At 69.9% G+C, this 24,424-nt stretch carries 22 protein-coding genes; 10 read left to right on the top strand and 12 right to left on the bottom strand.

Features of this window, described 5'->3' with window-relative positions:
* The first annotated feature begins 52 nt into the window (after window positions 1–52).
* The 3 genes from AC0Z9V_RS07295 (at window position 53) to menD (ending at window position 4,870) form a co-directional block, all read left to right on the top strand.
* The gene (locus tag AC0Z9V_RS07295) at window positions 53–856 is read left to right on the top strand and encodes a gamma-glutamyl-gamma-aminobutyrate hydrolase family protein (protein WP_485141119.1); all 804 of its coding nucleotides are present in this window, start codon (window positions 53–55) and stop codon (window positions 854–856) included.
* A gap of 130 nt (window positions 857–986) precedes the next feature.
* On the top strand, window positions 987–3,047 hold the full coding sequence (locus tag AC0Z9V_RS07290) for a PhoX family protein (protein ID WP_459287270.1): 2,061 nt from the start codon (window positions 987–989) through the stop codon (window positions 3,045–3,047).
* Between the two features lie 98 nt (window positions 3,048–3,145).
* The gene (menD, locus tag AC0Z9V_RS07285; protein ID WP_485141118.1) at window positions 3,146–4,870 is read left to right on the top strand and encodes a 2-succinyl-5-enolpyruvyl-6-hydroxy-3-cyclohexene-1-carboxylic-acid synthase; all 1,725 of its coding nucleotides are present in this window, start codon (window positions 3,146–3,148) and stop codon (window positions 4,868–4,870) included.
* Here the strand turns inward: menD and AC0Z9V_RS07280 are convergent, their stop codons facing one another.
* The 4 genes from AC0Z9V_RS07280 to AC0Z9V_RS07265 all read right to left on the bottom strand — a co-directional run bounded on the left by AC0Z9V_RS07280 (window position 4,871) and on the right by AC0Z9V_RS07265 (window position 8,773).
* Window positions 4,871–5,647 carry an amino acid ABC transporter ATP-binding protein gene (locus AC0Z9V_RS07280; protein WP_485141117.1) on the bottom strand — a complete coding sequence of 259 codons (777 nt, stop codon included), beginning with the start codon at window positions 5,645–5,647 and terminating at the stop codon, window positions 4,871–4,873. It abuts the gene before it with no gap.
* Window positions 5,648–5,652: 5 nt separating this feature from the next.
* Window positions 5,653–6,438, bottom strand: a complete 786-nt coding sequence (locus AC0Z9V_RS07275) for an amino acid ABC transporter permease (protein ID WP_133081093.1) — start codon at window positions 6,436–6,438, stop codon at window positions 5,653–5,655.
* 82 nt (window positions 6,439–6,520) lie between these two features.
* Window positions 6,521–7,294, bottom strand: coding sequence for a transporter substrate-binding domain-containing protein (locus tag AC0Z9V_RS07270; protein WP_485141116.1), 774 nt, complete (start codon window positions 7,292–7,294; stop codon window positions 6,521–6,523).
* 138 nt (window positions 7,295–7,432) lie between these two features.
* Complete coding sequence (locus AC0Z9V_RS07265; protein WP_485141115.1) at window positions 7,433–8,773, bottom strand: isochorismate synthase; 1,341 nt, start codon at window positions 8,771–8,773, stop codon at window positions 7,433–7,435.
* 133 nt (window positions 8,774–8,906) lie between these two features.
* Between AC0Z9V_RS07265 and AC0Z9V_RS07260 the strand changes: the two genes are divergently transcribed.
* The 4 genes from AC0Z9V_RS07260 (at window position 8,907) to AC0Z9V_RS07245 (ending at window position 13,124) form a co-directional block, all read left to right on the top strand.
* Entirely contained in the window at window positions 8,907–9,668 is a 762-nt protein-coding gene (locus AC0Z9V_RS07260) for a demethylmenaquinone methyltransferase (protein ID WP_133081090.1), read from the top strand.
* Entirely contained in the window at window positions 9,669–10,985 is a 1,317-nt protein-coding gene (locus AC0Z9V_RS07255; RefSeq protein WP_485141114.1) for a geranylgeranyl reductase family protein, read from the top strand. It begins immediately after the preceding gene.
* Between the two features lie 9 nt (window positions 10,986–10,994).
* Window positions 10,995–12,089 carry a polyprenyl synthetase family protein gene (locus AC0Z9V_RS07250; protein ID WP_485141113.1) on the top strand — a complete coding sequence of 365 codons (1,095 nt, stop codon included), beginning with the start codon at window positions 10,995–10,997 and terminating at the stop codon, window positions 12,087–12,089.
* A 210-nt stretch (window positions 12,090–12,299) separates the two neighbouring features.
* Window positions 12,300–13,124, top strand: coding sequence for a DUF559 domain-containing protein (locus AC0Z9V_RS07245; protein WP_485141112.1), 825 nt, complete (start codon window positions 12,300–12,302; stop codon window positions 13,122–13,124).
* Window positions 13,125–13,266: 142 nt separating this feature from the next.
* Here AC0Z9V_RS07245 and AC0Z9V_RS07240 read toward each other — a convergent pair whose 3' ends face one another.
* The 3 genes from AC0Z9V_RS07240 to AC0Z9V_RS07230 all read right to left on the bottom strand — a co-directional run bounded on the left by AC0Z9V_RS07240 (window position 13,267) and on the right by AC0Z9V_RS07230 (window position 14,866).
* A complete protein-coding gene (locus tag AC0Z9V_RS07240; RefSeq protein ID WP_485141111.1) occupies window positions 13,267–13,743 on the bottom strand; it encodes an HIT family protein in 477 nt (158 codons plus the stop codon).
* Window positions 13,743–14,168 (bottom strand): hypothetical protein, encoded by a 426-nt coding sequence (locus AC0Z9V_RS07235; RefSeq protein ID WP_133081085.1) that lies wholly within the window; start codon window positions 14,166–14,168, stop codon window positions 13,743–13,745. The genes AC0Z9V_RS07240 and AC0Z9V_RS07235 overlap by 1 nt, the downstream gene beginning before the upstream one ends.
* Window positions 14,169–14,230: 62 nt before the next feature.
* The gene (locus AC0Z9V_RS07230) at window positions 14,231–14,866 is read right to left on the bottom strand and encodes a trimeric intracellular cation channel family protein (RefSeq protein WP_208739110.1); all 636 of its coding nucleotides are present in this window, start codon (window positions 14,864–14,866) and stop codon (window positions 14,231–14,233) included.
* A 129-nt stretch (window positions 14,867–14,995) separates the two neighbouring features.
* On the opposite strand from AC0Z9V_RS07230, the gene AC0Z9V_RS07225 reads away from it, so the two are divergent.
* The gene (locus AC0Z9V_RS07225) at window positions 14,996–15,964 is read left to right on the top strand and encodes an alpha/beta hydrolase (protein ID WP_459267255.1); all 969 of its coding nucleotides are present in this window, start codon (window positions 14,996–14,998) and stop codon (window positions 15,962–15,964) included.
* Between the two features lie 178 nt (window positions 15,965–16,142).
* On the opposite strand, the gene AC0Z9V_RS07220 is transcribed toward AC0Z9V_RS07225, so the two are convergent.
* Genes AC0Z9V_RS07220 through AC0Z9V_RS07210 form a run of 3 tightly spaced genes read right to left on the bottom strand, consistent with a single transcriptional unit; the run spans window position 16,143 to window position 18,087 of the window.
* The gene (locus tag AC0Z9V_RS07220) at window positions 16,143–16,604 is read right to left on the bottom strand and encodes an ATP-binding protein (protein WP_133081082.1); all 462 of its coding nucleotides are present in this window, start codon (window positions 16,602–16,604) and stop codon (window positions 16,143–16,145) included.
* Window positions 16,597–16,929 carry an STAS domain-containing protein gene (locus AC0Z9V_RS07215; protein ID WP_133081081.1) on the bottom strand — a complete coding sequence of 111 codons (333 nt, stop codon included), beginning with the start codon at window positions 16,927–16,929 and terminating at the stop codon, window positions 16,597–16,599. Before AC0Z9V_RS07215 ends, AC0Z9V_RS07220 begins: the two co-directional genes overlap by 8 nt.
* A 57-nt stretch (window positions 16,930–16,986) precedes the next feature.
* Window positions 16,987–18,087, bottom strand: coding sequence for a SpoIIE family protein phosphatase (locus AC0Z9V_RS07210; protein WP_133081080.1), 1,101 nt, complete (start codon window positions 18,085–18,087; stop codon window positions 16,987–16,989).
* 228 nt (window positions 18,088–18,315) lie between these two features.
* On the opposite strand from AC0Z9V_RS07210, the gene AC0Z9V_RS07205 reads away from it, so the two are divergent.
* Window positions 18,316–20,001 (top strand): sensor histidine kinase, encoded by a 1,686-nt coding sequence (locus AC0Z9V_RS07205; protein WP_485141110.1) that lies wholly within the window; start codon window positions 18,316–18,318, stop codon window positions 19,999–20,001.
* A 24-nt stretch (window positions 20,002–20,025) separates the two neighbouring features.
* Here the strand turns inward: AC0Z9V_RS07205 and AC0Z9V_RS07200 are convergent, their stop codons facing one another.
* Both AC0Z9V_RS07200 and AC0Z9V_RS07195 read right to left on the bottom strand, forming a co-directional pair.
* Complete coding sequence (locus AC0Z9V_RS07200; RefSeq protein WP_459267253.1) at window positions 20,026–21,267, bottom strand: sensor histidine kinase; 1,242 nt, start codon at window positions 21,265–21,267, stop codon at window positions 20,026–20,028.
* Window positions 21,268–21,407: 140 nt separating this feature from the next.
* Complete coding sequence (locus AC0Z9V_RS07195) at window positions 21,408–22,829, bottom strand: PucR family transcriptional regulator (protein WP_485141109.1); 1,422 nt, start codon at window positions 22,827–22,829, stop codon at window positions 21,408–21,410.
* Between the two features lie 162 nt (window positions 22,830–22,991).
* Here AC0Z9V_RS07195 and AC0Z9V_RS07190 point away from each other — a divergent pair, with 162 nt between their 5' ends.
* Entirely contained in the window at window positions 22,992–24,422 is a 1,431-nt protein-coding gene (locus tag AC0Z9V_RS07190; RefSeq protein WP_459287254.1) for an aminobutyraldehyde dehydrogenase, read from the top strand.
* Window positions 24,423–24,424: the final 2 nt, after the last annotated feature.

The following is a 24,424-nucleotide window of genomic DNA, read 5'->3' as shown; positions in this document are numbered from 1 at the left end:
ACACGAGCGGGCTAGGTTAGATCGTCAATGGTCTTGTGAGAGGAACAAAACCTTGACAACTTCGGACTCCCTGCCGCGCCCCGTCGTCGGGCTGACGTCCTACCTCGATTCCGCCGTGACAGAGGGTTGCGGAACGATCGAGGCGGCATTTCTGCCCCAGAACTATCTCGCGCCCGTACTCGCCGCCGGCGCCATCCCGGTGCTGCTCCCTCCGCAGGGGACCGACGGCGGTGTGCTCGAGCACCTGCTGCCGAGGCTCGACGGCGTGATCGTGGTCGGCGGCTGGGACATCGATCCAGCACGCTACGGCGCCGAACCGCACGCCGAGACCGATCGTCCGCACCTCCTGCGTGACGCGTGGGACTCCGCCGTGGTGCGGGAGGCGGTCCGGACCGACCTGCCCCTGCTGGGGATCTGCCGTGGCGAGCAGATGCTCAACGTGGCGCTCGGGGGTTCACTGCACCAGCACCTGCCCGACCTCGTGGGCGAGGGGACGTACCAGCTGGGGGACCACCGCTTCAACGCCATCCCCGTGGACCTCCGCCCCGGTTCGCACGTCGCCCGGGTGATGGGCGGTACGCGCGTCGAGGCGGTGCCCGTCTCCCACCACCAGGCCGTGGACCGGCTGGGGCTCGGCCTGCAGGCTGCGGCGTGGAGCGACGACGGCGTCATCGAGGCGATCGAACTCCCGCAGAACCGTTTCTGCATCGGGGTCCAGTGGCACCCCGAACAGAGCCCCACCGAGACAGCGTTGTTCGACGCCTTCGTGCAGGCCGCCCGGGAACGGCAGCTGGGCCGGACACTCCCGCTGCATCTGGACGGAGCCTTCCAGGAGATGGGCCTGCCGGCCGGCTGAGCAGCCACCCGGGCGGGGGATGCCTGTTCGATCGCCGTTCACCCGGCGTTCATCGGCTCGCACCATGGATGTTCAGGTGTCCTCGGAAGGGTGGAGGCGAACCCGTTCGCCCCTGGAAGAGGTACCACCCATGACTGAAACCACGCGTCGCCTGCTGCCCATGCTCGGCCACACCAAGGGGAAGCGCAGTGCCGTCACCTGCGCACTCAAGTGTGACAATGCGTGTTCCGACGCCGTCTGCAACACCTCCGCCAACAACTACTTCCGGGACATCGTCTCGAGTGAGTTCTCGCGCCGGAGCGCACTCGGTGCCGGTGCCGCAGGTGCGCTGACGCTCCTCGTCGGTATGCAGACCGGAGCGGGCTCGGCCCAGGCCGCGCCACCGCCCGGCAAGGGCTACCTCAAGAGCAACCTGCCGTTCGACGCCATCGCGCCCGTCGATGCCCTGGTCGACGACATGACGGTGCCGCAGGGCTACGGCTGGAAGCCGGTCATCCGCTGGGGCGATCCGCTGTTCAGCGCGTCTCCTGCATTCGACGCCGAGAACCAGACCGCCGCCGCGCAGGCCCTGCAGTTCGGGTACAACTGCGACTACACGGACATCCTCGAGGTCGAGGGCAGCAAGGGCCGCCGTGCGGTGCTCTTCGCCAACCACGAGTACACGAACGAGACCATCATGGTTCCGCCGACCCTGCCCGCCGCCGAGGTCCGCGGCATCGGCAAGGCGGCGCACGGACTCTCCGTCGTCGAGCTCGAGCGCAAGAACAAGAACAAGCCGTGGTCCTACGTCCAGGGCGCTCCGCTGAACCGCCGCTACCTGACCACCACCCCGTACGAGGTCACAGGCCCCGCCGCAGGCTCCGACCTGCTCAAGACCAAGGACGACCCCGCGGGCCGTAGCATCCTCGGCACCCTCGGCAACTGCGCCGGCGGCACCACGCCCTGGGGCACCATCCTCTCCGGCGAGGAGAACTTCAACGGCTACTTCGTGGCCACCGGCACCAGCGACGGTGACCGCCGCTACGGCATCACAAACCGCCCGACCGCACGGGGCTGGGAGATCGACGAGCCGCGCTTCGACACGCGGAACGCCGGCTACGAGAACGAGAAGCACCGCTTCGGCTACATCGTCGAGGTCGATCCCTTCGATCCGACCTCCACGCCCAAGAAGCACTCCGCGCTCGGACGCTTCAAGCACGAGGGCGCCAACGTCACCGTCGCCTCGGACGGCCGGGTGGTGGCGTACATGGGCGACGACGAGCGCTTCGACTACCTGTACAAGTTCGTCTCGAAGAACAAGGTCCAGCCCGGCACGAGCGCCGCTGCGCGCAAGGCCAACATGACGCTGCTGAGCGAGGGCTCGCTCTACGTCGCGCGCTTCCAGGGCAACTCCGTGGCCGAGATCAACGGCACCGGCACGCTGCCCTCCGACGGCGCGTTCGACGGCGTGGGCGAGTGGCTCCCGCTGCTCATCGACAACCGGTCCGTCGTGGCCGGCATGACGGCCGCCGAGGTCGCCGTCTTCACGCGCCTCGCCGCCGACAGGATGGGCGCCACGAAGATGGACCGCTGCGAGGACGTGGAGCCCAACCCGGCCACGGGCAAGGTCTATGTCGCCTGCACCAACAACACCAACCGCGGCGTCGGCTCGAACGCCCCCGCGGACGAGGCCAACCCCCGCACGCAGAACCGGGACGGCCACATCGTCGAGCTGTCGGAGGCGGGCGGCAACGCGTCCGGGACCCGCTTCACCTGGAACCTGCTCCTGGTCTGCGGCGATCCGGCCCGCAACCCGACCACCTACTTCGGGGGCTACCCGAAGGACAAGGTCTCGCCCATCTCCTGCCCGGACAACGTGGCCTTCGATTCCCAGGGCAACCTGTGGATCTCCACCGACGGCCAGCCCAGCACGGTGGGCTTCAACGACGGCCTGTTCAAGGTGGGCCTCGAGGGCGCCGAGCGTGGCCGCGTGCAGCAGTTCCTCGCGGTGCCGCGGGACGCCGAGACCTGCGGTCCGGTGATCCACGACCAGGACGGCAGCGTGTTCGTCGCTGTACAGCACCCCGGCGAGGACGGGAACTGGGCGGCCCAGACCTCCTACTTCCCCGACTACGTACCGGCAGGTACCCGGCCGGGCAGGGGCGAGGCCGCCCTCCCGCGGCCGTCCGTGGTGCAGGTCTACCGGGCGTAGCGGCCTCACGAGCCGGCCGGGGTCCGGGCTGATCGCATGTACCGGATCCCGTCCTGGGGGAGGGATCCGGTGCGTGCCGGGGATGGAAGGATGGATGCGTGACTGATCCAGCTGCATCCCCTCCGGTCCCTCTCGATTCCGCCGCATCCGCTGCCCGGGCCGTCCAGGCCCTCGTCGCCGGAGGCGTCACCGACGTCGTCGTCGCTCCCGGTTCCCGCAGCGCGCCCCTCGCCTACGCTCTCGCGGAGGCGGGAGCCGCCGGCCTGGTCCGGCTGCACGTCCGCATCGACGAGCGGTCGGCGGCCTTCACCGCGCTGGGCCTCGCACTCGGCGGGCAGCGCCCCGCGGCCGTGGTGACGACGTCGGGCACGGCGGTGGGGGAGCTGCTGCCGGCCGTGATGGAGGCGAACCACGCGGCGGTGCCCCTCGTGGTGGTCTCGGCCGACCGGCCCGGCGAGCTGCGCGGGACCGGTGCCAACCAGACCACGGTGCAGCCGGGCCTGTTCGGCGTGCACGTCCGGGCGGGCCTCGACGTCCCCGCCGGCGAGGACCCGTCCGTCCTGGTCCGGGAGGCGCTCACTGCCGCCACCGGCGGGCCCGCGCATGGCGTGCCCACGCAGCCGCCGGGACCGGTGCACCTCAATCTGGCCTACCGTGATCCGCTGGTACCGGACGGCGCCGGCCGTCCCGTCGAGCCGGCGGTCCCCGAGGACCGGCCTGCCGTGATCAGCGACGCACCCCCCGCGTCCGCGTCGGACGCATCGGATCCGTCCGCGGCATCGACGCCTGCCGCCGGGAGCACCACGGTCGTCGTGGCGGGACACGGCGCGGGAGAACTGGCCGCGGTGTTCGCTGCCCATCTGGACCTGCCGCTGCTGGCGGAACCGTCGTCGAACGCCCGCTTCGGCAGCAGCGCGATCGCCCCGTACCGCCTCCTGCTCGAACATCTCGGCCCGGCCATCACACGCGTGGTGACCTTCGGCCGCCCCACCCTGTCCCGTCCGGTGACCGCGCTGCTGGCACGGCCCGATGTCGAGCACGCCCTGTACCTGCCCGCGCCCGTCTCGTGGTTCGAGGAGGGCCGACGCGCCGAGCGCATCATCGACAACCTCCCGGAGCTGCTGGAGTTCGCGGGCCGCGGCGACGACGGCTGGCTGCGCTCGTGGCGCGAGGCGGGGGCGACGGCCGAGGCCGGGATCCAGTCGCTGCTCGCCGGCGAACCCCGCATCACGGGCCTGCACCTCGCCGACGCGGTGTGGGAGCACACGGACGGGAACCTCGTGCTCGGCTCCTCCAACCCCATCCGCGACATGGACCTCGTCGCCGCCACCGACTGGCACCCGCTTGAGGTCTTCGCCAACCGCGGGCTGGCCGGGATCGACGGCACCGTCTCGACCGCCACCGGGGTGGCGCTCGCCGCCGGCATCCCCACGCGCGTGCTCATGGGCGATCTGACGTTCCTGCACGACGTCGGCGGACTCCTGCTCGGCGACGGTGAACCGCAACCGGACCTGCACATCGTGGTCCTCAACGACGGCGGCGGGGGGATCTTCGGCCTGCTCGAGCACGGTGCGGAATCGACGACAGCCCGCTACGGTGCCGCCGTCGAACGGCTGTTCGGCACCCCGCACACCGTGGACCTCGCAGCGATCGCTGCCGCCTACGGACTGCGGTACGAGCGCGCGACGACGCTGGACGAGCTGGATACGGCGATGGAGCGGCCCATCCGGGGCCGCTCCATCCTCGAGGTCCGGACCGAGCGGGCGACGCTCCGGGACCTCCATGCGCGCATCCGCCATGTGGTGGCGGACGGATTCCTCTAGCTACAGCACCTTCGAGAGGAACAGCTTCGTCCGCTCGTGCTGCGGGTTCCCGAGGACGTCCTCGGGCTTGCCCTGCTCGACGACGACGCCGCCGTCCATGAACACCACGCGGTCGCCGACCTCCCGGGCGAAGCCCATCTCGTGCGTGACCACCATCATGGTCATGCCCTCCTTGGCGAGCTGCTTCATGACCTCGAGCACGTCGCCGACGAGCTCGGGGTCGAGGGCGCTGGTCGGCTCGTCGAACAGCATCATGTCCGGGTCCATGGAGAGCGCGCGTGCAATCGCGACACGCTGCTGCTGGCCGCCCGAGAGCTGCGAGGGGAAGGCGTCCGCCTTCTCCGCGAGGCCCACCTTGGCGAGGTTCCTGCGGGCGATCTCCGTGGCCTCGGTCTTGCCCCGCTTCTTCGCCCGCTGCTGCGCGAGGGTCAGGTTCTTCAGGACGGTGAGGTGCGGGAACAGGTTGAACTGCTGGAACACCATGCCGATGCGCGTCCGCACGTCGTCCAGGTCCGTCTCGCTGTCCGTGATGTCCACGCCCTCCACCATGACGATGCCGCTGGTGGGCTCCTCGAGGCGGTTGACGCAGCGCAGCAACGTGGACTTGCCGGAGCCCGAGGGCCCGATCACGCAGACCACCTCGCCCTGGTCCACGTGGAAGTCGATGCCCTTGAGCACCTCGTTGCTGCCGAAGGTCTTGCAGAGTGCCCGGACCTCGATCGCGGGGACGGCTGCGGCCGATCCGCGGGATGCGGCACCCGATGCTGGCTGGCTCACCGGAATCACCGGCCTCTCTTGTTGTGTCGTTCGAGCTTCGCGACCAGCTGGGTCAGCGGCAGCGTGATGACGAGGTACATCAGTGCGGCCACCACGAGCGGCGTCGCGTTCGCCTGACTGGTGAGGGCGTCACGCGAGAACGTGGTCAGTTCGCGGTCGCCGATGGCCATGCCCGCGATGAACAGCAGCGACGTGTCCTTGATGAGGATCACGAGTTCGTTGGTCAGCGGGGGAGTGATGATGCGGAAGGCCTGCGGGAGGACGACGGTCACCATGGTCCAAGCGGAGTTCATGCCGAGCGAGCGCGCGGCCTCGACCTGCCCCTTGGGCACCGCCTCGATGCCCGCTCGGATGGTCTCCGCGATGTAGGCGGAGGAGACGATGATGAGGGCGATCAGGCCCGCGCCCGCATTGCCGCCCGGAGGGCGCCACTGCAGGGCGATCGGGACGGCATAGGCGAAGCCGAAGATCACGAGCAGGGCCGGGAGGCCACGGAAGAGCTCGATGTAGGCGGTCGCGAGCCAGCGGTAGGGCAGGACGGGCGAGAGCTTCATGAGCGCCAGGAGCAGGCCGAGCAGCATCCCGCCGACGAAGGCGATCACCGTGTAGACGACCGTGTTCTTCGCCGCGATCGTGACGATCTCGGGGAACGTGTCCCGGGCGACCTCGACGTTGAGGAAGTTGGTCTGGATCCTGCTCCAGTCGGCCGAGAGGACGACGAACAGGACGGCGGCGGCGAAGACCGCGTAGAGGACGCCTCGCGTGAGGCGCCGGCGTGTCGATCGTTTCACGCGGGGTATTACCTTCCGTCGGGAGGTGGCGCCCGAGCGGCGCCGGAGTCTGCACTGCCGGCGCCGCTCGGGTAGGGGTGTCCTACTCCGCGAAGTAGGAGTCGTAGATTTCCTGGTACCGGCCGTTGTCGCGCAGGGCCGTCAGCTGCTCGTTGACGGCTGCGACGAGTTCCTCGCTGCCTTCCTTCGACATGATGAAGCCGTACTGCTCGTCGGTGGGCAGTTCCTCGGCGATGGTGAAGGCGCCTTCCTCCGTGTGCCCGAGGTTGACCGGGAGGTCCTGCAGGAGCGCGTCGACGTTACCCGCCTGGATCGCGGCGTACATCTCGGCGTCGGACGGGAACTGGACGAGCTCGGCCTCGGGTGCCTTCTCGGCGGCGTAGGTCGCACCCGTGGTGCCCTGCTGGACGCCGACCTGCTTGCCGGCGAGGTCCTCGATCGAGGCGATGTCCGAGCCCTCGGGGACGAGGATCGACTGCAGGGAGTCGTAGTACGGGTCCGAGAACGCGAGGTTCGCCTTGCGCTCCTCCGTGATGGTGACGGCGCTCGCGCCGATGTCGCACTGGCCCGCCGCGAGGACGGCCCCGCTCTGCAGTCCGTCGAAGCCGACGTCCTGCACGGCGAGCTCGAGGTCCATGCCCGAGGCGATCTCCTTCATGAGGTCCATGTCGAAGCCGGTGTACTCGCCGTCCTCCTCGAACTCGAAGGGCGGGTAGGGGATGTCCGAGCAGACGGTCAGCGAGCCTTCGGCGACGAGATTCAGGCCACTGTCCTCTCCGGAGCCGGACGCGGCGTCGTCGGAACCTCCGCCACACGCGCTGAGCGCGAGGGCGCCGGCGGCCAGGGCGGCCAGCATTGCGGATTTCTTGGAAAGCATGGGTACCTCACTTGAACGGACGGGATGGAGCGGAAAAGGTCCTGCTGATTCTAACGAGCAAAGAGAGATGTGCATCACAGGCTACAGGTATTGCTTATTGGTAACCAAGGGCAGGACTCAGCGGGCCAGCCCGAGCGCCTGGATCATGGGCCGGAACTTGCTCCAGGTCTCCGCCAGTTCCGCCTCGGGCTGCGAGCCCTCGACAATGCCGCAGCCGGCGTAGAGCCGCACGCGCGTGGGCGTCTCGACGACCGCGCCACGCAGGGCGATGCCCCACTCGCCATTGCCGCCGGCGTCGATCCAGCCCACCGGTCCGGCGTAGGGGCCGCGCTGCAGGTGCTCGAGTTCGCGGATCAGTGCACCCGCGACGGTGGTCGGGGTGCCGCAGACGGCGGCGGTCGGGTGGAGGGCCTGGACGAGGGCCAGCGACGTCGGGATCTCGCCGGCGGCGTCGGGGGCGAGCTGCGCCGTGACATCCGACGCGAGATGCCACACGTTCGGCAGCTGGAGGACGAACGGTTCGCTGTGCGACGTCATGGAACTCGTGAAGGGCTCGAGCGTCCCGGTGAGCGAGTCGATCGCGATCTGGTGCTCGTGGAGCTGCTTCTCGGACCCGGCCAGCACCCGCGTGGGGTAGTCGGGGTCGCCCTCGGGAGCGTTGGCGCGGTCGAGGGTGCCGGCGAGGACGCGGGCCCGGGCGGTGTTGTCCTCGACCTTGATGAGCATCTCCGGCGTCGAGCCGATCAGGCCGTCGACCGCGTAGGTCCAGCAGTCCTCGTACCGGACGGCGAGTTCGCGCAGCACCTGCGCGGTGGCGACGGGCGTCTCGAGGTCCGCGACGACGTCGCGCGCGAGGACGAGCTTGCTCAGTTCGCCGGACTGCACGTGCTTCACGCCCTCGGCGACGGCGAGCTTGTACTGCTCCTCGCTGAGGACGCCGGGGCCGAGCCTGTCACCGGGGCTGGGGGAGCGGTCGGCGTCGGGCTCGACGAGGTAGGCGGCGAGGGCGGCCTCGGCCGCCTCGGCGGTCAGGTCGGCCTCGGCGTCGTCGGTGATGAACGTCAGCCAGCTCCGGCCCTCGCTGCAGCCGACCACCACCTCGGGGACGATCAGGCGCGATTCGTGCGGCGAGGTCTTGGAGAAGGCGAAGGACCCGAACGCGATGAGGCCGGACCCGGGGACGCCGAGCTCGTTCACGACCTCCGCGCCCGCGAGCTCGCGTCGCCACCACTCCTGGGCCTGCGTGAAGCGGTCAGGGCCCGTGACGGTGAACCTCGCGGCCTCGCCGTAACCCACGAGCCCGCCACCTCGCCGGATCCAGGTGTGGGCGTCGTTCCGGACCACGTACTCGAGGAGGCCCGACTGGGGGTCCATGTCGGCGCGTCCCACCGTGATGCTGCGGAGCCCGCGGGACTGTCCGGGCGCAGGCGTCAGCGCGGTGAGGGACGGAGTGCTCATGATGCTCCAAGCGTACTCCGCGGTCCTGCGGCGTATCCGTGCGGCATCGTGAGCTTGGGCACGTGCACCCCGACAGCGCGGCCATGGTCCGGTACCGATTAGGCGCCGGGTGTTTGTTTGAGACAATGAGCAGGTGAATCGTGCATCGCTGGAGAAGCGTCCTGACGAAGTAGCAGCCATGTTCGACGACGTGGCGCCCAAGTACGACGTCGTCAACGACGTCCTCTCGATGGGACAGACGCGCCGCTGGCGCCGGATCGTCGTGGATGCCGTGGGCGCCGAACCCGGTCAGCGCGTCCTCGACCTCGCCGCCGGTACCGGCACGTCGAGCGAACCCTACGCGGACGCCGGGATCGACGTCGTCGCCTGCGACTTCTCGCTCGGCATGCTGAAGGTCGGCAAGCGCCGGCGGCCGGACATCGACTTCGTCGCCGGCGACGCCACCGACCTGCCGTTCGCGGACAACTCCTTCGACGCGTCCACCATCTCCTTCGGGCTCCGCAACGTGAACGAGCCGAAGAAGGCCCTCGCGGAGATGCTGCGGGTCACGAAGCCGGGCGGCCGGCTGGTCATCGCCGAGTTCTCCTCGCCCACCGTCGCGCTGTGGCGCACCACCTACACCGAGTACCTGATGCGGGCGCTGCCGGCGATCGCGCGGAAGGTCAGCTCGAACCCCGACGCCTACGTCTACCTCGCGGAATCCATCCGCGCCTGGCCGAACCAGGACGAGCTCGCCGCCTGGATCGGCGAGAGCGGCTGGAACGACGTCGAATACCGCAACCTCAACGGCGGGATCGTCGCCGTCCACCGCGCCACCAAGGCACCGGCGGCACCGGGCGAGGAACCGCTCCTGCCGGGGCAGGTCCGCCTGCGCCGGATCTCGGCGGCCGTCTAGGTGTCCGTCCTCATCGTCGGTGCCGGTCCGGCCGGTTCCACCGCGGCCTACTACCTCGCGAGCGCCGGGATCGAGGTCACGGTCCTCGAGAAGACCTGGTTCCCCCGCGAGAAGGTATGCGGCGACGGCCTGACGCCCCGCGCCACACGGGAACTGCAGCTCCTCGGCCTGCCGCACGACGAGAGCGAGGGGTGGCGCCGCAACAAGGGCCTGCGCCTCATCGCGGGCAAGCGGACCGTCGAGGTGCCCTGGCCCGAGCTGAGCGACTTCCCCGACTACGGCCTGGTCCGCACGCGCCTCGGCTTCGACGAGGCCCTCGCGCAGCACGCCCGGTCCGCGGGCGCCACGATCCTCGAGGGCCATTCGGTGACCTCGGCGCAGCGCGACGAGGCCGGGCGCGTCACCGGGGTGACCGCCAACCTCCTGGACGCCGACGGACGCAAGACCGGCGAGACGCGCACCTTCACGGCCGACGTCGTCCTCGCGGCGGACGGCAACTCCACCCGCACCGCCGTCAGCCTCGGTCTGCAGAAGCGCGACGACCGGCCGCTCGGCGTCGCCGTGCGCACCTACTTCACCAGTCCCCGCACGAACGACGACTGGATGGAGGGCTGGCTCGAGCTGCCGGACGCCACCGGGAAGCCCCTGCCCGGGTACGGGTGGGTCTTCGGCGTCGGCGACGGGACCTCCAACGTGGGCCTCGGCATCCTCAACTCCTCCGCTGAGTTCGGGAAGCTCGACTACAAGCAGGTCCTCCGAGACTGGACCGCCGGGATGCCGTCGGAGTGGGGTTTCACACCCGAGAACCAGGTCGGGGAGATCCGCGGAGCCGCACTGCCCATGGGCTTCAACCGGACGCCGCACTACAGCCCCGGGCTGCTGCTCCTCGGCGACGCCGGCGGCATGGTGTCACCCTTCAACGGCGAGGGGATCTCCTACGCGATGGAGTCGGCACGGTACGCCGCCGAGTTCATCGAGCGGGCGCAGGGTGTCGCCTCGCCGCTCGGACGCGACCAGGTCCTGTCCGGGTACGCGCCGTACGTGCGGGAGCGGTGGGGCAGCCACTTCACGCTCGGCCGCATCTTCGCGCAGCTCATCGGCAAGCCCGCCATCCTGTCCCTCGCCCTGCGGACCGGTATGCCCGTGCCGGTGCTCATGCGGTTCGTGGTGCGCATGCTGGCGAACCTGACGGACGCCGGCGGTCGGGGCTTCGAGGATCGCGTCATCCACCTGCTCGAGTCGCTCGTGCCCCCCACCTCCAACCAGCCGTCCCTGACGGGCCACCTGCGTGCGCAAAGCGCCGCCCCACTTGGTTAGTCTTAGACCGTGACACAATCCTTCAACTCCGGGTGGACCAGCGTGGGTCTGAACAGCGCGCTGGATACCGCGGACATCCCGGACGACGCCGATGCCCTGCGTCTGCCTCCCGGCTTCGCCCTCATCGCCGAGGACCCGGAGCTGGGGCCGTCCGTCTCGTCCTGCCTCGCGGAGGTCGAGAAGCAGCTGCGCGGTGCGATCGCCAATTCCGATCCCCTCGCCGACGCCACCAGCCGCCACCTCGTCGAGGCCGGCGGGAAGCGCATCCGCCCCCTGCTCACCATCCTCGCCTCTCACCTCGGCAACCCGGCGCGCACGAAGGTGGTCCAGGCGGCCGTCGTCGTCGAGCTGACGCACCTCGCCACGCTGTACCACGACGACGTCATGGATTCCGCGCCGTACCGGCGTGGAGCGCCCACCGCCCACGAGGTGTGGGGCAACTCCGTCGCCATCCTGACCGGCGACCTCATCTTCGCCCGCGCCTCGATCCTGGTCTCAGAACTCGGCGGCGAGGCCCTCGGGATCCAGGCCCGTACCTTCGAGCGGCTCTGCCTCGGCCAGCTGCACGAGACCGTGGGACCGAGCGACGGCCAGGACGACCTCGAGCACTACCTCTCGGTCATCGCGGACAAGACCGGTTCCCTCGTGGCGGCCTCCGGGCAGCTCGGCGCCCTCTTCGCGGACACCCCGCCGGAGGTCGTGGACGTCATGGTCTCCTACGGCGAGAAGGTGGGCGTCGCGTTCCAGCTCGCCGACGACGTCATCGACGTCACGGGCCTGAAGGTTAAGTCCGGCAAGGCCCCCGGCACCGACCTCCGCGAAGGCGTCCCCACCCTGCCCGTCATCCTGCTGCGCCGTGCCGCAGCCGCCGGCGACTCCTCGGCGGCCGACGTCGTCGCGCTCGTCGACAGCGACCTCTCCTCCGACGAGGCCCTCGCCGAGGCCGTCGCCGCCGTCCGTTCGCACCCGCAGACGCAGGAGGCCTGGGCCGTGGCCCAGCAGTGGGCCGACGACGCCGTCGCGGCCCTCGGTCCGCTCCCGGACAGCGTCGTGAAGCAGGCCCTCGCGAGCTTCGCGCAGGCCGTCGTCAGCCGGGACGTCTAGCGCCGCCGTCGCGCCTGCGTTTCCGCGGCTTCGTGCACGGCTTTCCCGCGGGAGTGTCCCTGATAGTCGGCGTGTCTCGAGACGACACGCGGTCGCCCTGGTGAAACGCGTGCACGACGCCGCATCCTCCCGTGCCGCCGCACCCCGCGGCCCGTCCACATAGCCAAGGGCCCACCGTCGATCACGGGCGGCTGCCTCTTGGGTTGGTCCATGACGATCGAGCAGATTCTCGCGGTATCGGGTGGTGTGGCCTCCACGGGTGCCCTGCTGGAGCGCGGAGTGGGGGAGCGGGCGATCGAGCGCTCCATCGGCGACGGCAGGATTCTCCGCGTTCGACGGGGTGTCCTGGCCCTTCCCGACGCACCGCCGGAGTTCATCCGGGCGGTGGGTGCGGGAGCACGGCTCACATGTGTCTCCGCCGCGGTCCACTACGGGCTGTGGCGCGTCCGGCCCGCGATCGGCGTGCACGTCAGCCGGCCGACCCGCTCGGCCGACGGCTGCATCAACCATCGGGTCGTCACCGTTCCTCCGCACTCCCGGCTGCCACTCGTCGGTCTCGCCGACGTGCTGGTGCATGTGCTGCAGTGCCGGCCTACCGACGAGTCGGTCCCAATGGTCGAGTGCGCTCTCCGACGCGGTGATACCGTGGCGGCGTTCCTCGAGTCCCGGCTGCGTGGAAAGCGCAACGGCAGGGCGCGCGCTGCCCTGGCGTCGGTGGACCTCACCGGCGAGTCCGCGATCGAGGTCGTGGCGCGACTCCTGCTGCGCGGCGCCGGTCTCGAGGTTCGCCCGCAGGTCCGGATAGCGGGCGTGGGACGGGTCGACTTCCTGGTCGAGGGGTGCCTCGTCGTGGAGATCGACGGAGCGGCGTTCCATTCGGACCGCCAGGCACTCCGGCGCGACCGCAGGAGGAACAACATGACGGTGATCGGCGGGTATATCGTGCTGCGTTTCTGCTACGAGGACGTCATGTTCCAGCCGGACGATGTCCTCGCGATGGTCTTCACGGCCCTCGGGCGCCGACCCGTCCGCTGATGTGGATGGCTGGGTGCGGCCTCGTGCACGGCTTTCGTGGGCGGGTGACTCCGATAAGCGGCGTGGCGTCGTAGGACACGCTCTCTTTGCTCAGAAGCCGTGCACGAAGCCGCAGCAGGGCGTGAAGCGGAGCCGGTGGGCGCTATCTCGCCGGAAGGAAGGACCGCAGCTCGTCGGCTTTCTGCGCCCTGATCTCCGGGTCCACGATGGGCCGTTTCGGGGTGAAGTAGAAGCCGTCGTCGTGCCAGCGGGGCAGGACGTGCTGGTGGTAGTGCCACACGTGCTGGCTGCCGGCGGGCTCGTTGTGCTGCCGCGTCGAGACGCCGTCGGGCGCCCACGCCAGTTTGATGGCGATCGCTATGTCGCGGGTCAGCGTCATGATGCGGGCGGCGACGTCGTCGGGCAGTTCGTAGAGCAGCTCGACGTGCTCGCGTGGCGTGATGAGTACGTGCCCCGGGTTCGGCTCGAAGCCGTGCGATGCGATGAACGCGAGCACGAGGTCGTCGGAGTAGACGACGTCACCCGGTCGGCACAGGTTCCCCGGGTTGCTGAAGTCCCCCCGCGCGAGGTCGCAGAACGGGCACCGGTACCCGTCGGGGGCGTGGTGGGCGAACTCCATCAGTCCTCCCCGTCCTCCTCGAAGACCCACTCGAACAGGTCGAGGACGTACTCGCTGAAGGTTCCCTCCTCGCTCTGCCACTCGCCGCGGGCGTTGTTGCGGCGCCAGACGATCGGATCGGGGACGTCCAGCTGGTCGGCCCTCATGCCCCAGGTGTACTGCTCGTCCTCGTCCTCGAGGAACAGGAGGAAGCCGTCCTCGATCTCGAGCTCGTCGGGGTCCCAGAAGAAGTGGAACGCCTCCATGATGTCCTCGGTGGCTCCGACGGCGCGGTAGAACTCGTGCAGGGCGAGGGGGAGTTCGAAGTCCTTGCCCGCGAGCATCTCGGCGAGCTCGTCCTCGGACAAGCCGTCCTCCTCGACCCACTCGCCCTCGAAGTACTGAGGCACCAGGGCGCGGAATCGATCGGAAAAGAGCTCAGTCACAAGTACTCCAGGAGTGGTGGCGGGGGATTCCCCCATCCTAGCCGCCGCGTCCGGCGCCGGGGCTACCTGCGGATGCCGGAGGTACGTGCCGCGAGCGGCGCGTGCCAGCCGTAGCGCCAGGCGAGGACGCGCAGCGAGAACACGAGCGACGCCGCCAGCATGCCCGTGACGAGCGTGAAGGTGTCCGTCAGGTACAGCACGGTGACGACGACGGCGCCGAGCATCGCGGGCAGCGCGTAGATGTCCCGGGGGTCGAAGAGCTGCGGGATCTCGTTGGCGACGACGTCGCGCAGCAGGCCGCCGCCCACGGCCGTCGTGACGCCCAGGAGGACGGCGGAGACCGGGTTGAGGCCGACGTCGAGGGCCTTGATGGTGCCGGTGATGCAGAACAGGGCGAGGCCCGCGGCATCGAAGAGGACGAGGACGCGCTTGACCCGCTCCACGCCGGAGAACACGAAGTAGACGAGCACGGTGGCCAGCAGGGGAGGCACGAGGTAGGCGGGATTGTTGAACGCCGCCGGCGGGACGTCGATGATGAGGTCCCGTGCCACGCCGCCGCCCAGCGACGCGAGCGACGCGAGCAGGAGGGAGCCCACGAGGTCGAAGCCCTTCCGTGCGGCCAGCAGGCTGCCGGACACGGCGAAGAAGAACACGCCGAGGAGGTCGGCGGCGAGGGCGATGTGTGCTGCGGTATCCATCTCTTCCTTCGGCGGGCCGGAACGGCGTCGGGCGGATCGGTGGGACAAAGGACGCCAACCGGGGCATTCCGGCCCCGACCAGCATGACAGAGGCGGCGCAGTCCGCGGGGGCCGCACTAGGCTGGGGCCATGACGAGCGGATATGCGGCCGGCACGGACACCGTCGAACCGAGCGCGCACGACGGCTCGCGGGCCATGCGCGTCGCGTGCCGGCTGATCGGCCTGCTGCCCACCAAGAGGAACCTGACCGGGACGGACTGGGTCAACGGGAAGTACCCGGGCCGGACCTACCCGTCGGCGGCGGCCATCCCGTGGACGTTCAAGCAGACCCACACGATCCAGGAGAAGCGGATCGACGGCGTGCGCACGATCACCGTCCGGCCGCTCCTCGGCGCCACGCGGTCGCACATCATCTACACGCACGGCGGGATCTACCTCAACGAGTTCGGGCGGCCGCACTGGTGGATCATCGCCGAGCTGACCAAGCGTACGGGTGCTGCCGTGACCATCCCCCTCTACCGCCTGGCTCCGGAGAGCACCTACCGCGAGGCCTTCCCCTACCTGGTGTCCGTCTACCGGGAGGTCCTGCGGACAGCGGATCCGGAGGACGTCACGCTGATGGGGGACTCGGCCGGCGGCGGGCTCGCCATCGCCCAGCCGTGGGCCTTCCGCGACGCCGGGCTGCCTGCACCCGGGCGCGTCGCCGTGTTCGCGCCCTGGCTCGATGTCACGGGCACGAATCCCACGATCCCGAAGTACGAGGCCGTCGACCCGATGCTCTCGGTCGCGGGCCCCGTGCAGGCCGGCCTCTGGTGGGCCGGAGGCGACGACCCGAGGACACCTCTGGTCAGCCCCGCCTGCGCACCCGATGACCTGCTGGCCGCGGTGCCGCCCACGCGGATCTACCAGGGCACCCGCGATGTGTGCATGGCGGACGCGACGGTGTTCCGGGACCGGGCCGTCGCAGCCGGCGCCGACGTCACCATGAGGATCTATCCGGGCGGGTTCCACGTCTTCCCGGCGGCCCCGCGCCTGCCGGAGTCACGGGAGGTCTACGCGGACCTCGCGGCGTTCCTCGGCCGACCGCCACTGCCGTGACCCGTGACCGGCGGGCTCGGCCGGCCGTTACTACCCTGACCGGTGGCCGCCGGCTCGTCGGGCCGTCACTGGCGTGACCCGTGCTCGGTGGGCGCAGCCGTGACCCGGAACCGGCGGGAAGCGTGACCCGGAACCGGCGGGAACCAGGACCGGAGCCGCGGACACCAGGACCGGAGGGTCAGTGCCCTTCGCCGGCGTCCCGGGACAGGACCCACACGTTCGAGTCGCCCTGCCGCTCGACCGTGACCGTCGTGACGAGTGCCCGGATCATCGAGAGACCGCGACCTGATTCGTCGTAGTCCTCCAGCAGCGCGTCGTCGGGGAGGGCGGTCAGGTCGGGCCCCTCGAGGTCGGGTACGGGGTCCAGGGGGGCTGCCCCGATCTCGCTGATGACGGCCCGCAGGTACCCGGAGGCCACCGTGAGCTCGACGCCGAGGAGGAGTTCGGAGCCCTGCGCAGCGACGCCGTGGCGGACGACGTTGCTCGCGGCCTCGATCACGGCGGTGCTGAAGGCCATCTGATCCATGGCCGGCACGAACGCCGCGTCGTGCCACAGTTGGTCGAGCACGCCGTGCAGGTCCTCGATCGCCTGTTCGGCCGCGGGTTCCTCGAGGGTCCGCCGGGCGAGGATGTCAGTCATTCGGGAAGGCTTCGTCGGGCGTGCCGTGCGGTGTCAGGACCCGGTGCATGCTGGTGAGCTCGAGCACCATGGTGACCTGGGGCTGGACCGCGGCGATCCGCAGGTCGCCGCCGGACTGCCGGGCCAGCTTGAGGCAGCCGATGAGGGCGCCGAGCCCCGAGGAGTCCATGAAACTGGTCTCCGCGAGGTTCACCACGATGCGCTTGCCACCCGCGGCCACGACGTCGTTGATGACCTCGCGCAGCTTGGGGGCGGCCACCATGTTCAGGCGGCCACTGGCTGCCACCTCGGTGTAGCGTCCCTTGTCCTGGGTGGTGAATTCCATCTGTGTGTCCTCTTCCTCTACCTGTCCGTGGGTGTGTGGTCGTGCGTGTGGTTCGCGTCAGTCCTGCGTGCGCCGGAGCACGACGACGGTGACGTCGTCGGCCACCTCGGGCACGTCGGCCATGTCGAGCAGGACGGCGCAGGCGGCCTCCGCGCTGGGCGCCGCCGTGATGACGCCGGCCACGGCCTCGGTGAACTGCTCGACCGTCTCGTAGATGTCGAGCAGGCCGTCGCTGACGATGGCCAGGGAGTCGCCGGGGCCGAGCTTCACCGTGTCCGCTGCCCAGACCTGGTCCGGCCATGCCCCCACCGGCGGTCCCGCCGACTTCAACCGGGTCACGCCACCGTCTGCCGTGACATGCAGTGCCAGTCCGTGGCCGGCATCCACATAGCCGACGACGCCGGTAGCGGCGTCGAGGCGCCCGTGGAAGAGCGTGACGAAGGAGTTCGTCTGCTCCAGGTCGGCCTCGGTGGCGCGCGCCGCCGTCGCGAACGCGGTCTCGATGCTCGGCTGGGGGGCCACCGACCGCATGATGGCGCGCACGGTCGCCGCGACGAGGGCGGCTCCCATGCCCTTGCCCATCGCGTCGGCGACCGTGAGGTGCAGCCCGTCCGGGGTGCCGTACCAGTCGTAGAAGTCGCCGCCCACGCTGCGGGACGGCCGGAAGCGTCCCGCCAGTTCGTAGTCGCGGACCCACAGGTTGTCGCGGGGGAGGAGGTTCTGCTGGACCTCGGCGGCGCGCTGGCGCTCATCGGCGTTGGCGACGTCGGCGGCTGCCTGCCGGCTCTGGCGGCGGAACAGCGAGTTGATGCGTGCCACGAGTTCGCGCGGGCTGAAGGGTTTGCTGATGTAGTCGTCGGCACCGGTCTCGAGTCCGGTCAGGCGCTCGATCTCGTCCGTGCGTGCCGTGATCATGAGGATGTAGGCGTCGGAGAAGGTGCGGACCTCCCGGCAGATCTCCACGCCGTCGCCATCGGGCAGGTTCAGGTCGAGGGTGATCAGGTCCGCGCCGGCGCGCGCCTTCTCCAGCCCGTCGCTCGCCGTCCCGGCTTCCGTCACCTCGAAGCCCTCGCGCTTCAGGATCTGCACGAGCAGGCCCCGGATGTCGACGTCGTCCTCAACGACCAGTGCTCGGCGTTTCTCGGGGGCGACAGTCATGATCCTCATTAAACGCTACGCCGGGCGATGCTCGGCGCCCCTACAGCAGCTTCGCCACGATCACCGGTTTGGTGCGTCGAACTTGAGGTGATCTTGAGGAGCGCAGGCGGATTCCGCACCTTCAATCACCGGGCGGTCGCGCTAGTCTGTGGAAGCCGGCGCGCCGATGCCGCCAGCACCGTCATGCAGCGACGGATTGGCTCGACGACGGAGGGGGGATCGGTCAGCATGGACAGGGTGCTCTCCTACCTGACGCTCAACACCAGGCAGTTCCACGAACTGACCCTGCGGATGCGCGTCGTCCTCAGCCAGCTGCCGCTCTCCCTCACGGTGCTGCTCATCCTCGTCGGCGGGGCACTGTTCCACCGTGATCTCTTCTCGAGCGGGTCCTTCCTCCTCGGCGCAGGGCTGCAGGCAGTACTTTTGGCGCTGTGCGTCGTCGTCCCCTGGGACCGCCTGCCGCACGCCAGTTTCCTGGTCATCCCGCTGCTCGATTTCATCCCCATCGGACTCATGCGCCATGGCGCGGGGACCATGATCACCGGCGTCGGGCTGCTCGCCGTCTTCCCCGTCATCTGGCTGGCGGCCTCGGGGCTCTTCCCGCGTGCCGCCCTGGCCGTGGGGTTCCTCGGCTCGCTCGCGATCGTGTGGGCACCCGTCTTCGGAACCGACGCCGCCGTCACCTCGCAGTCCCTCACACAGTCCATCCTCCTCCCGTTCATCATGCTCGCGATCGGCGTGACCATACGGGTTATGACCGCCAGCATGATGGCGCAGCAGCAGGTCGTCGAGGAGAAGGACCAGGCCCTGCAGATGCTCCTCGAGGAGAGCGCGCGCCGGGAGCGGCTGCTGGAGACCGTGGTCAACAGCGTGGACATCGGACTGATCGCCGTCGACGAGACCGGGCGGCCGATGCTGACCAACCGCAAGCTCGAGCAGTTCCGCGCCCTCGCAGGAGGTACGCGGAACACCGCGGAAGGGGACCTCCGGATCTTCCAGCACGACGGCCAGTCGGTCATGCCCGAGGCACGGAGGCCGACCCGGCGAGCCGCCGAGGGGCAGGTCTTCTCCGACTACCTCCTGTGGTGGGGCGAGCGGCCGGACCAGAGGGTGCTCTCGACGTCGTCGCGCCTGATGACGAACCAGGCGGGCGCGCGTGAAGGATCCGTCGTAACATTCAACGACGTCACGGAACTCGTGACCGCGCTCAACGCGAAGGACGAGTTCGTGGCCACGGTGTCCCATGAACTGCGGACCCCCCTCACCGCGATCCGCGGCTATCTCGAACTGCTGACCGGCATGCCCGACCTGCAGCCCGAGGTCGCATCCGGCCTCGAGGTGGTGTCCCGCAACTCCGAGCGGTTGCACAAGCTCGTGGTGGATCTGCTCTCCACGGCCGAGGGGACCCCGGAGATCACACCGGTCCCCACCGATTTCTCCGAACTGGTCCTGCAGCGCGTGGCGTCCGCCAGGGAACGCTCGACGAACCCCCTGATGCGCTTCGAGGACCGCACCGAGCCCGGCCTCCTGGCGCTGTGCGATGCCCCGCGCATCGGCCAGGTGCTCGACAACCTGCTCTCCAACGCCGTCAAGTACTCACCGGACGGCGGGCGTGTGACGGTCAGTGCCGCGGAGGTCGACGGCGAGGTGGAGTGCAGCGTGACGGACCAGGGCAGCGGCATGTCGGCGGAGGAGCTGAAGGGCGTCTTCTCGAAGTTCTTCCGGACCTCGGCGGCCCGCAATGCCGCCATCCCCGGCGTCGGGCTGGGGCTCGCCATCTCCAAGGCCATCGTGGAGCGCCATGGCGGCACCATCAGCTGCCGCAGTGTCGAGGGCGAGGGCTCCACCTTCACCTTCCGGCTCCCGCTGGCCCGCGCTGACCAGGACCAGCAGCTGCAGTCGCAGCAGCTCTAGCGCCGCGAGGCGCTGCGGGAAGGATCAGGCCGGGCCGAGATCGACGGTGACTGTCGTGCCGCCGCCGGGCGTCTCCGTGAGGCTGATCGAGCCGTCGTGGGCGGCCGCGATCCGCGCGCAGGTCGCGAGGCCGATGCCGCTGCCCGCTGGGTCGCCCTCCCGCTGGAGCCGCACGAGCGGTTCCAGGACCCGGTGCCGGTCCGCGGGGTCGATGCCCTTGCCGTGGTCGATGATGCGGAGCACCTGGGTCTGGCCGACGTCCGCGACGACCTCGATGCGGGGAGGAGTCCCTGGGGCCGAGTACTTGATCGCGTTCGAGACCAGGTTCTGCAGGAGGGCGGTGACCTGCGCCTGGTCCACCTCGAGTTGGGCGTCCCGGACGGTCACGACGGCGTCGCAGGCACTGCTGAGCGGCAGCACGTCCTGCAGCACGGCGTTCATCATCGTGTTCAGGCGGACCTTCCGGCGGCTGATCGAGCCGCCGATGCGGGAGAACTCGAGAACCTCCTCCACCGTCGAGAGCATCCGGCTGGCACTGCCCCGGATGATGCTGAAGTAGCGGGCCGCCGGCCCCGAGGTCTCGACGTCGTCGTCCTGCTCGCTGAGCTCGGTGTAGCCGAGGATCGCCGTCAGCGGGTTCTTCAGGTCGTGGCTGACCCGGGCTGCGAAGCCGGCGAGGTCCTCGTTGCTGCGACGGACCACCTCGAGGGCCTCGACGAGCTGGCGGGTCTTGAACTGTAGTTCGAGGACCTCGACCACCTGCCGGGCGAGGATCTCGAGGCCCTCCCGTTGCTCGGCGTCGAAGCCGAGGATCTCGGGGGAGAAGACGCAGAGCGTCCCGAGGGCGTACCCGCTCTCCGCCACGAGGGGGACGGACGCGTAGGACCGCACGAGGGCGATCCCACCGTTCACGAAGGGGTTGTCGGCGAAGCGGGGATCGCGTGACGCGTCGGGGACCGCCGTGATGGCGCCGGAGCGGAAGACCTTCGAGCACATCGAGTCCTCGCGGGAGCACACGGCAGCATCCACCCCGACGGCCGCGATCTGGTGCTGCTGGTCGGCCGTGATGATGTTGATGACGCCCGCGTGCATCCCGCTGACGCGGACGGCGAGCTTCACCAGGTTGAGGAGTTCCGTGGGCGTCTGGTAGTCGAACGCCTCCACCGGAGTGCCGTCGGCCTCCCCGTAGGGCAGGCGGTACTCCTGCAGGATCGCCTGTCGGGCCAACTCCTGCAGGTCCAACTCGTCGGCGTGAAGAAGCGACATGAATACCCCCGAAGAACTGTGAGACCGGTATCTGGTGATCCAACTATCGCATGCGGGGGTGCGGCCCACGTGGTAGGCGCGGAGCGGCCGGAGTGGCCGGGACCACACGGGGCGCTGTCCGGCGGGCCCGCCGTCCCGCCTCAGCCGAGTGCGCGCACCCGGAGGGCGAGGTAGAGGTGGACGCGGTCCGCCGTGACCGCAGGGTCGTACCCCGTCAACGCCACCACCTGCTGCAGCCGGTACCGGATGGTGTTGCGGTGCAGGTCGAGGTCGGCCGCGACGGCGGCCACGGACCCGTCGAGGTCCAGGTACCGCTGCAGCGTCGCCAGCAGGCCGGCGCCGTGCGCCTCGTCGAAGGCCTCGAGCGGGTTCAGGGTCTCGGCCGCGAGATCGGCGAGCGGAACGTCAGCACTCGCCATGAGGAGGGACGTCAGGCTCAGGCGGTCGGCGAGGTTCAGCGCCTGCCCCCGCTGGAGTGCCTCCCGGGCCTCGAAATAGCTCCAGCGCAGTCCGTTCGGCTGGGCGTACGCCCCTCCCACGCCGATGCGCGAGGTGAGCCCGGCGCCATGCAGGTACTGGCTGAGCTGCGCCGGCTCCGGTGCGGCGGTGGCCGGCAGCACGAGGACGAGGCGGTCCTCGACCAGGGCGGAGGAGACGCCGTCCCAGCCGTCGGGCAGCGGCAGCGTGCGCAGGGCCCGGCGCTGGCCGGAGGCGACGTCGACGATCAGGACGCTGTGCCTGAGCGCGGTGTCGATACCCGAGCTCGCAAGCCTCGCGGCGGCCTCCGGACCCGCGAGGCTTCCCCGCACCACGTCCTCGAGCAGTTGCCCGGCGGCCGTCCGGGCTCCTGTGCGGTTCCGCCCCTGGTTCGTGAGTTCCACCGAGATGAGGCTCTGCGCGTAGTCGACGACCGCCGCCCGGGTGTACGGTTCCGCGATGGCGAGTGTGCAGCGGTCCTTCAGCCCCGTGGCGATGGGCAGCCGATGCCAGGACGTCGATTCATCGCGGACGCGCCGCGGACCGGCGGCCCCGGCGATGCGTGCACCGTACTGGAAGAGGGCGACGTCGGTGCCCAGCATCCTCGCGAGTTCGGCGAGGAGCGCGCCGAGGCCCCCGGCGCCGAGGAGGGCGGACGCGAGGACGGCGTGTCCCTCGAGGAGGTCCTCGAGGCCTGCGTAGTGATCGGCGGAGAGGGCGTCCGCCACCCTCTTCCCGATGGCGATGAACGGGACCTCGTACGGGACCCGGAAGGCCGGGAGTCCGACGTCGTCCGCCTCGGACAGGAGGGCCGCCGGGATCCTCCGGTGCGTCAAACCCACGCCGAATCCGATGGCCAGCGCCCCCGCCTCGTGCGCCCGGCGGACGAAGGCACGCTGGGCCGCGCCGGTCTTGAGGCGGACACCCGTCGTGAGGATCACCTCGGCGCCGCTGAGGAACGGCCGCGGATCCTCCAGCTCGGTCACCGCGACCCACTGGATCGGCTGGGCCGGCGGCTCGGAGCGGCCCTCCGCCACGAGGCCGAGGGCCGGGTCGGACAGCAGGTCGGGAAGCGTGATGGCCATGGTTCAAGCCTAGGCTCTACTGTGCTCCTGCACGGCACTTCCCGGTCCGTGCTGTGCAGATATCCGTGGCAGGGGTTACCCCGTCCCGGTACCGTCGATTCGATACCCGTGGCCGGACCTACCCGGAGGCCGCGGACACCCCCTCGTGAAAGGCACTGCAGCGTGGCTGAGACCCTTCAGAACTACATCGACGGCGCGTTCGTGACGCCCGCCGGAACCGAACTCCTGGACATCGTCAACCCGACCAACGGCGAGGTCGTGGCGCAGTCGCCTGTCTCCTCCCCCGCGGACGTCGACGCCGCCATGCAGGCTGCTGCCCGCGCCTTCACCACGTGGAAGCGCACCACGCCGAGCCAGCGCCAGCTCCTGCTGCTCAAGCTCGCCGACGCCGTCGAGGCCGCGAGCGACGAACTCGTCGAGGCCCAGCACCGCAACACGGGCCAGGTGCGCGAGATGATCGCCGCCGAGGAGGTCGCGGTCGGCGCCGACCAGCTGCGCTTCTTCGCGGGTGCTGCGCGCATCCTCGAGGGCAAGTCCGCGGGCGAGTACCTCGAGGGCCACACCTCCTACGTCCGCCGGGAACCCATCGGCGTCGTCGCCCAGGTCGCCCCCTGGAACTACCCGTTCCTGATGGCCATCTGGAAGATCGGGCCCGCCCTCGCCGCCGGCAACACGGTCGTGCTCAAGCCGAGCGACACCACCCCCGAGTCCACCCTCGTGCTGGCACGCCTCACGCAGGGGATCCTGCCGGACGGCGTCCTGAACGTGGTCCTCGGTACCGGTGAGACCGGTGCGGCCATGATCGAGCATCCCGTCCCGGGCCTGGTGTCCATCACGGGTTCCGTACGCGCGGGCATCGCCGTCGCCACGAGCGCGGCCAAGGGCCTCAAGCGTGCCCACCTCGAGCTCGGCGGCAAGGCGCCCGCCGTGGTCTTCGCCGATGCCGATCTGAAGAGGTCCGCCGCGGCCATCGCAGAGTTCGCGTTCTTCAACGCAGGCCAGGACTGCACCGCGATCACCCGCGTGCTCGTGCAGGAGCAGGCGCACGACGAGTTCGTCGCAGCGATGGTCGAGCACACCGCCACGCTGAGGACGGGCAGTGCGGACGACTCGGAGAACTACTTCGGGCCGCTCAACAACATCAACCACTTCAACGCCGTCAACGCCGTCATCGACGCGCTGCCGGCACACTGCAGCATCGCGACCGGCGGCAGGCGCGCGGGTGACAAGGGCTACTTCTTCGAGCCCACGATCATCACCGGCGCCCGCCAGGACGATCCCGTGGTGCAGCAGGAGACCTTCGGGCCCATCGTCACGGTGCAGACCTTCGCCACGGAGGAGGAAGCCGTGGAGCTGGCGAACGGCGTCGACTACGCGCTCGCGTCCAGCGTCTGGACCACCAACCACGGCACCGCCATGCGGGTCTCCCGGGACCTCGACTTCGGTGCCGTCTGGATCAACACGCACATCATGCTCACCGCCGAGATGCCGCACGGCGGCTTCAAGAACTCCGGCTACGGCAAGGACCTCTCCATGTACGGCGTGGAGGACTACACCCGCATCAAGCACGTCATGAGCGTGCTGGACGCCTAGCC

Source organism: Arthrobacter sp. UYP4 (assembly GCF_057291175.1).
Note: the sequence above shows the minus strand (reverse complement) of the source record. Positions and strands in the feature narration are given on the sequence as shown.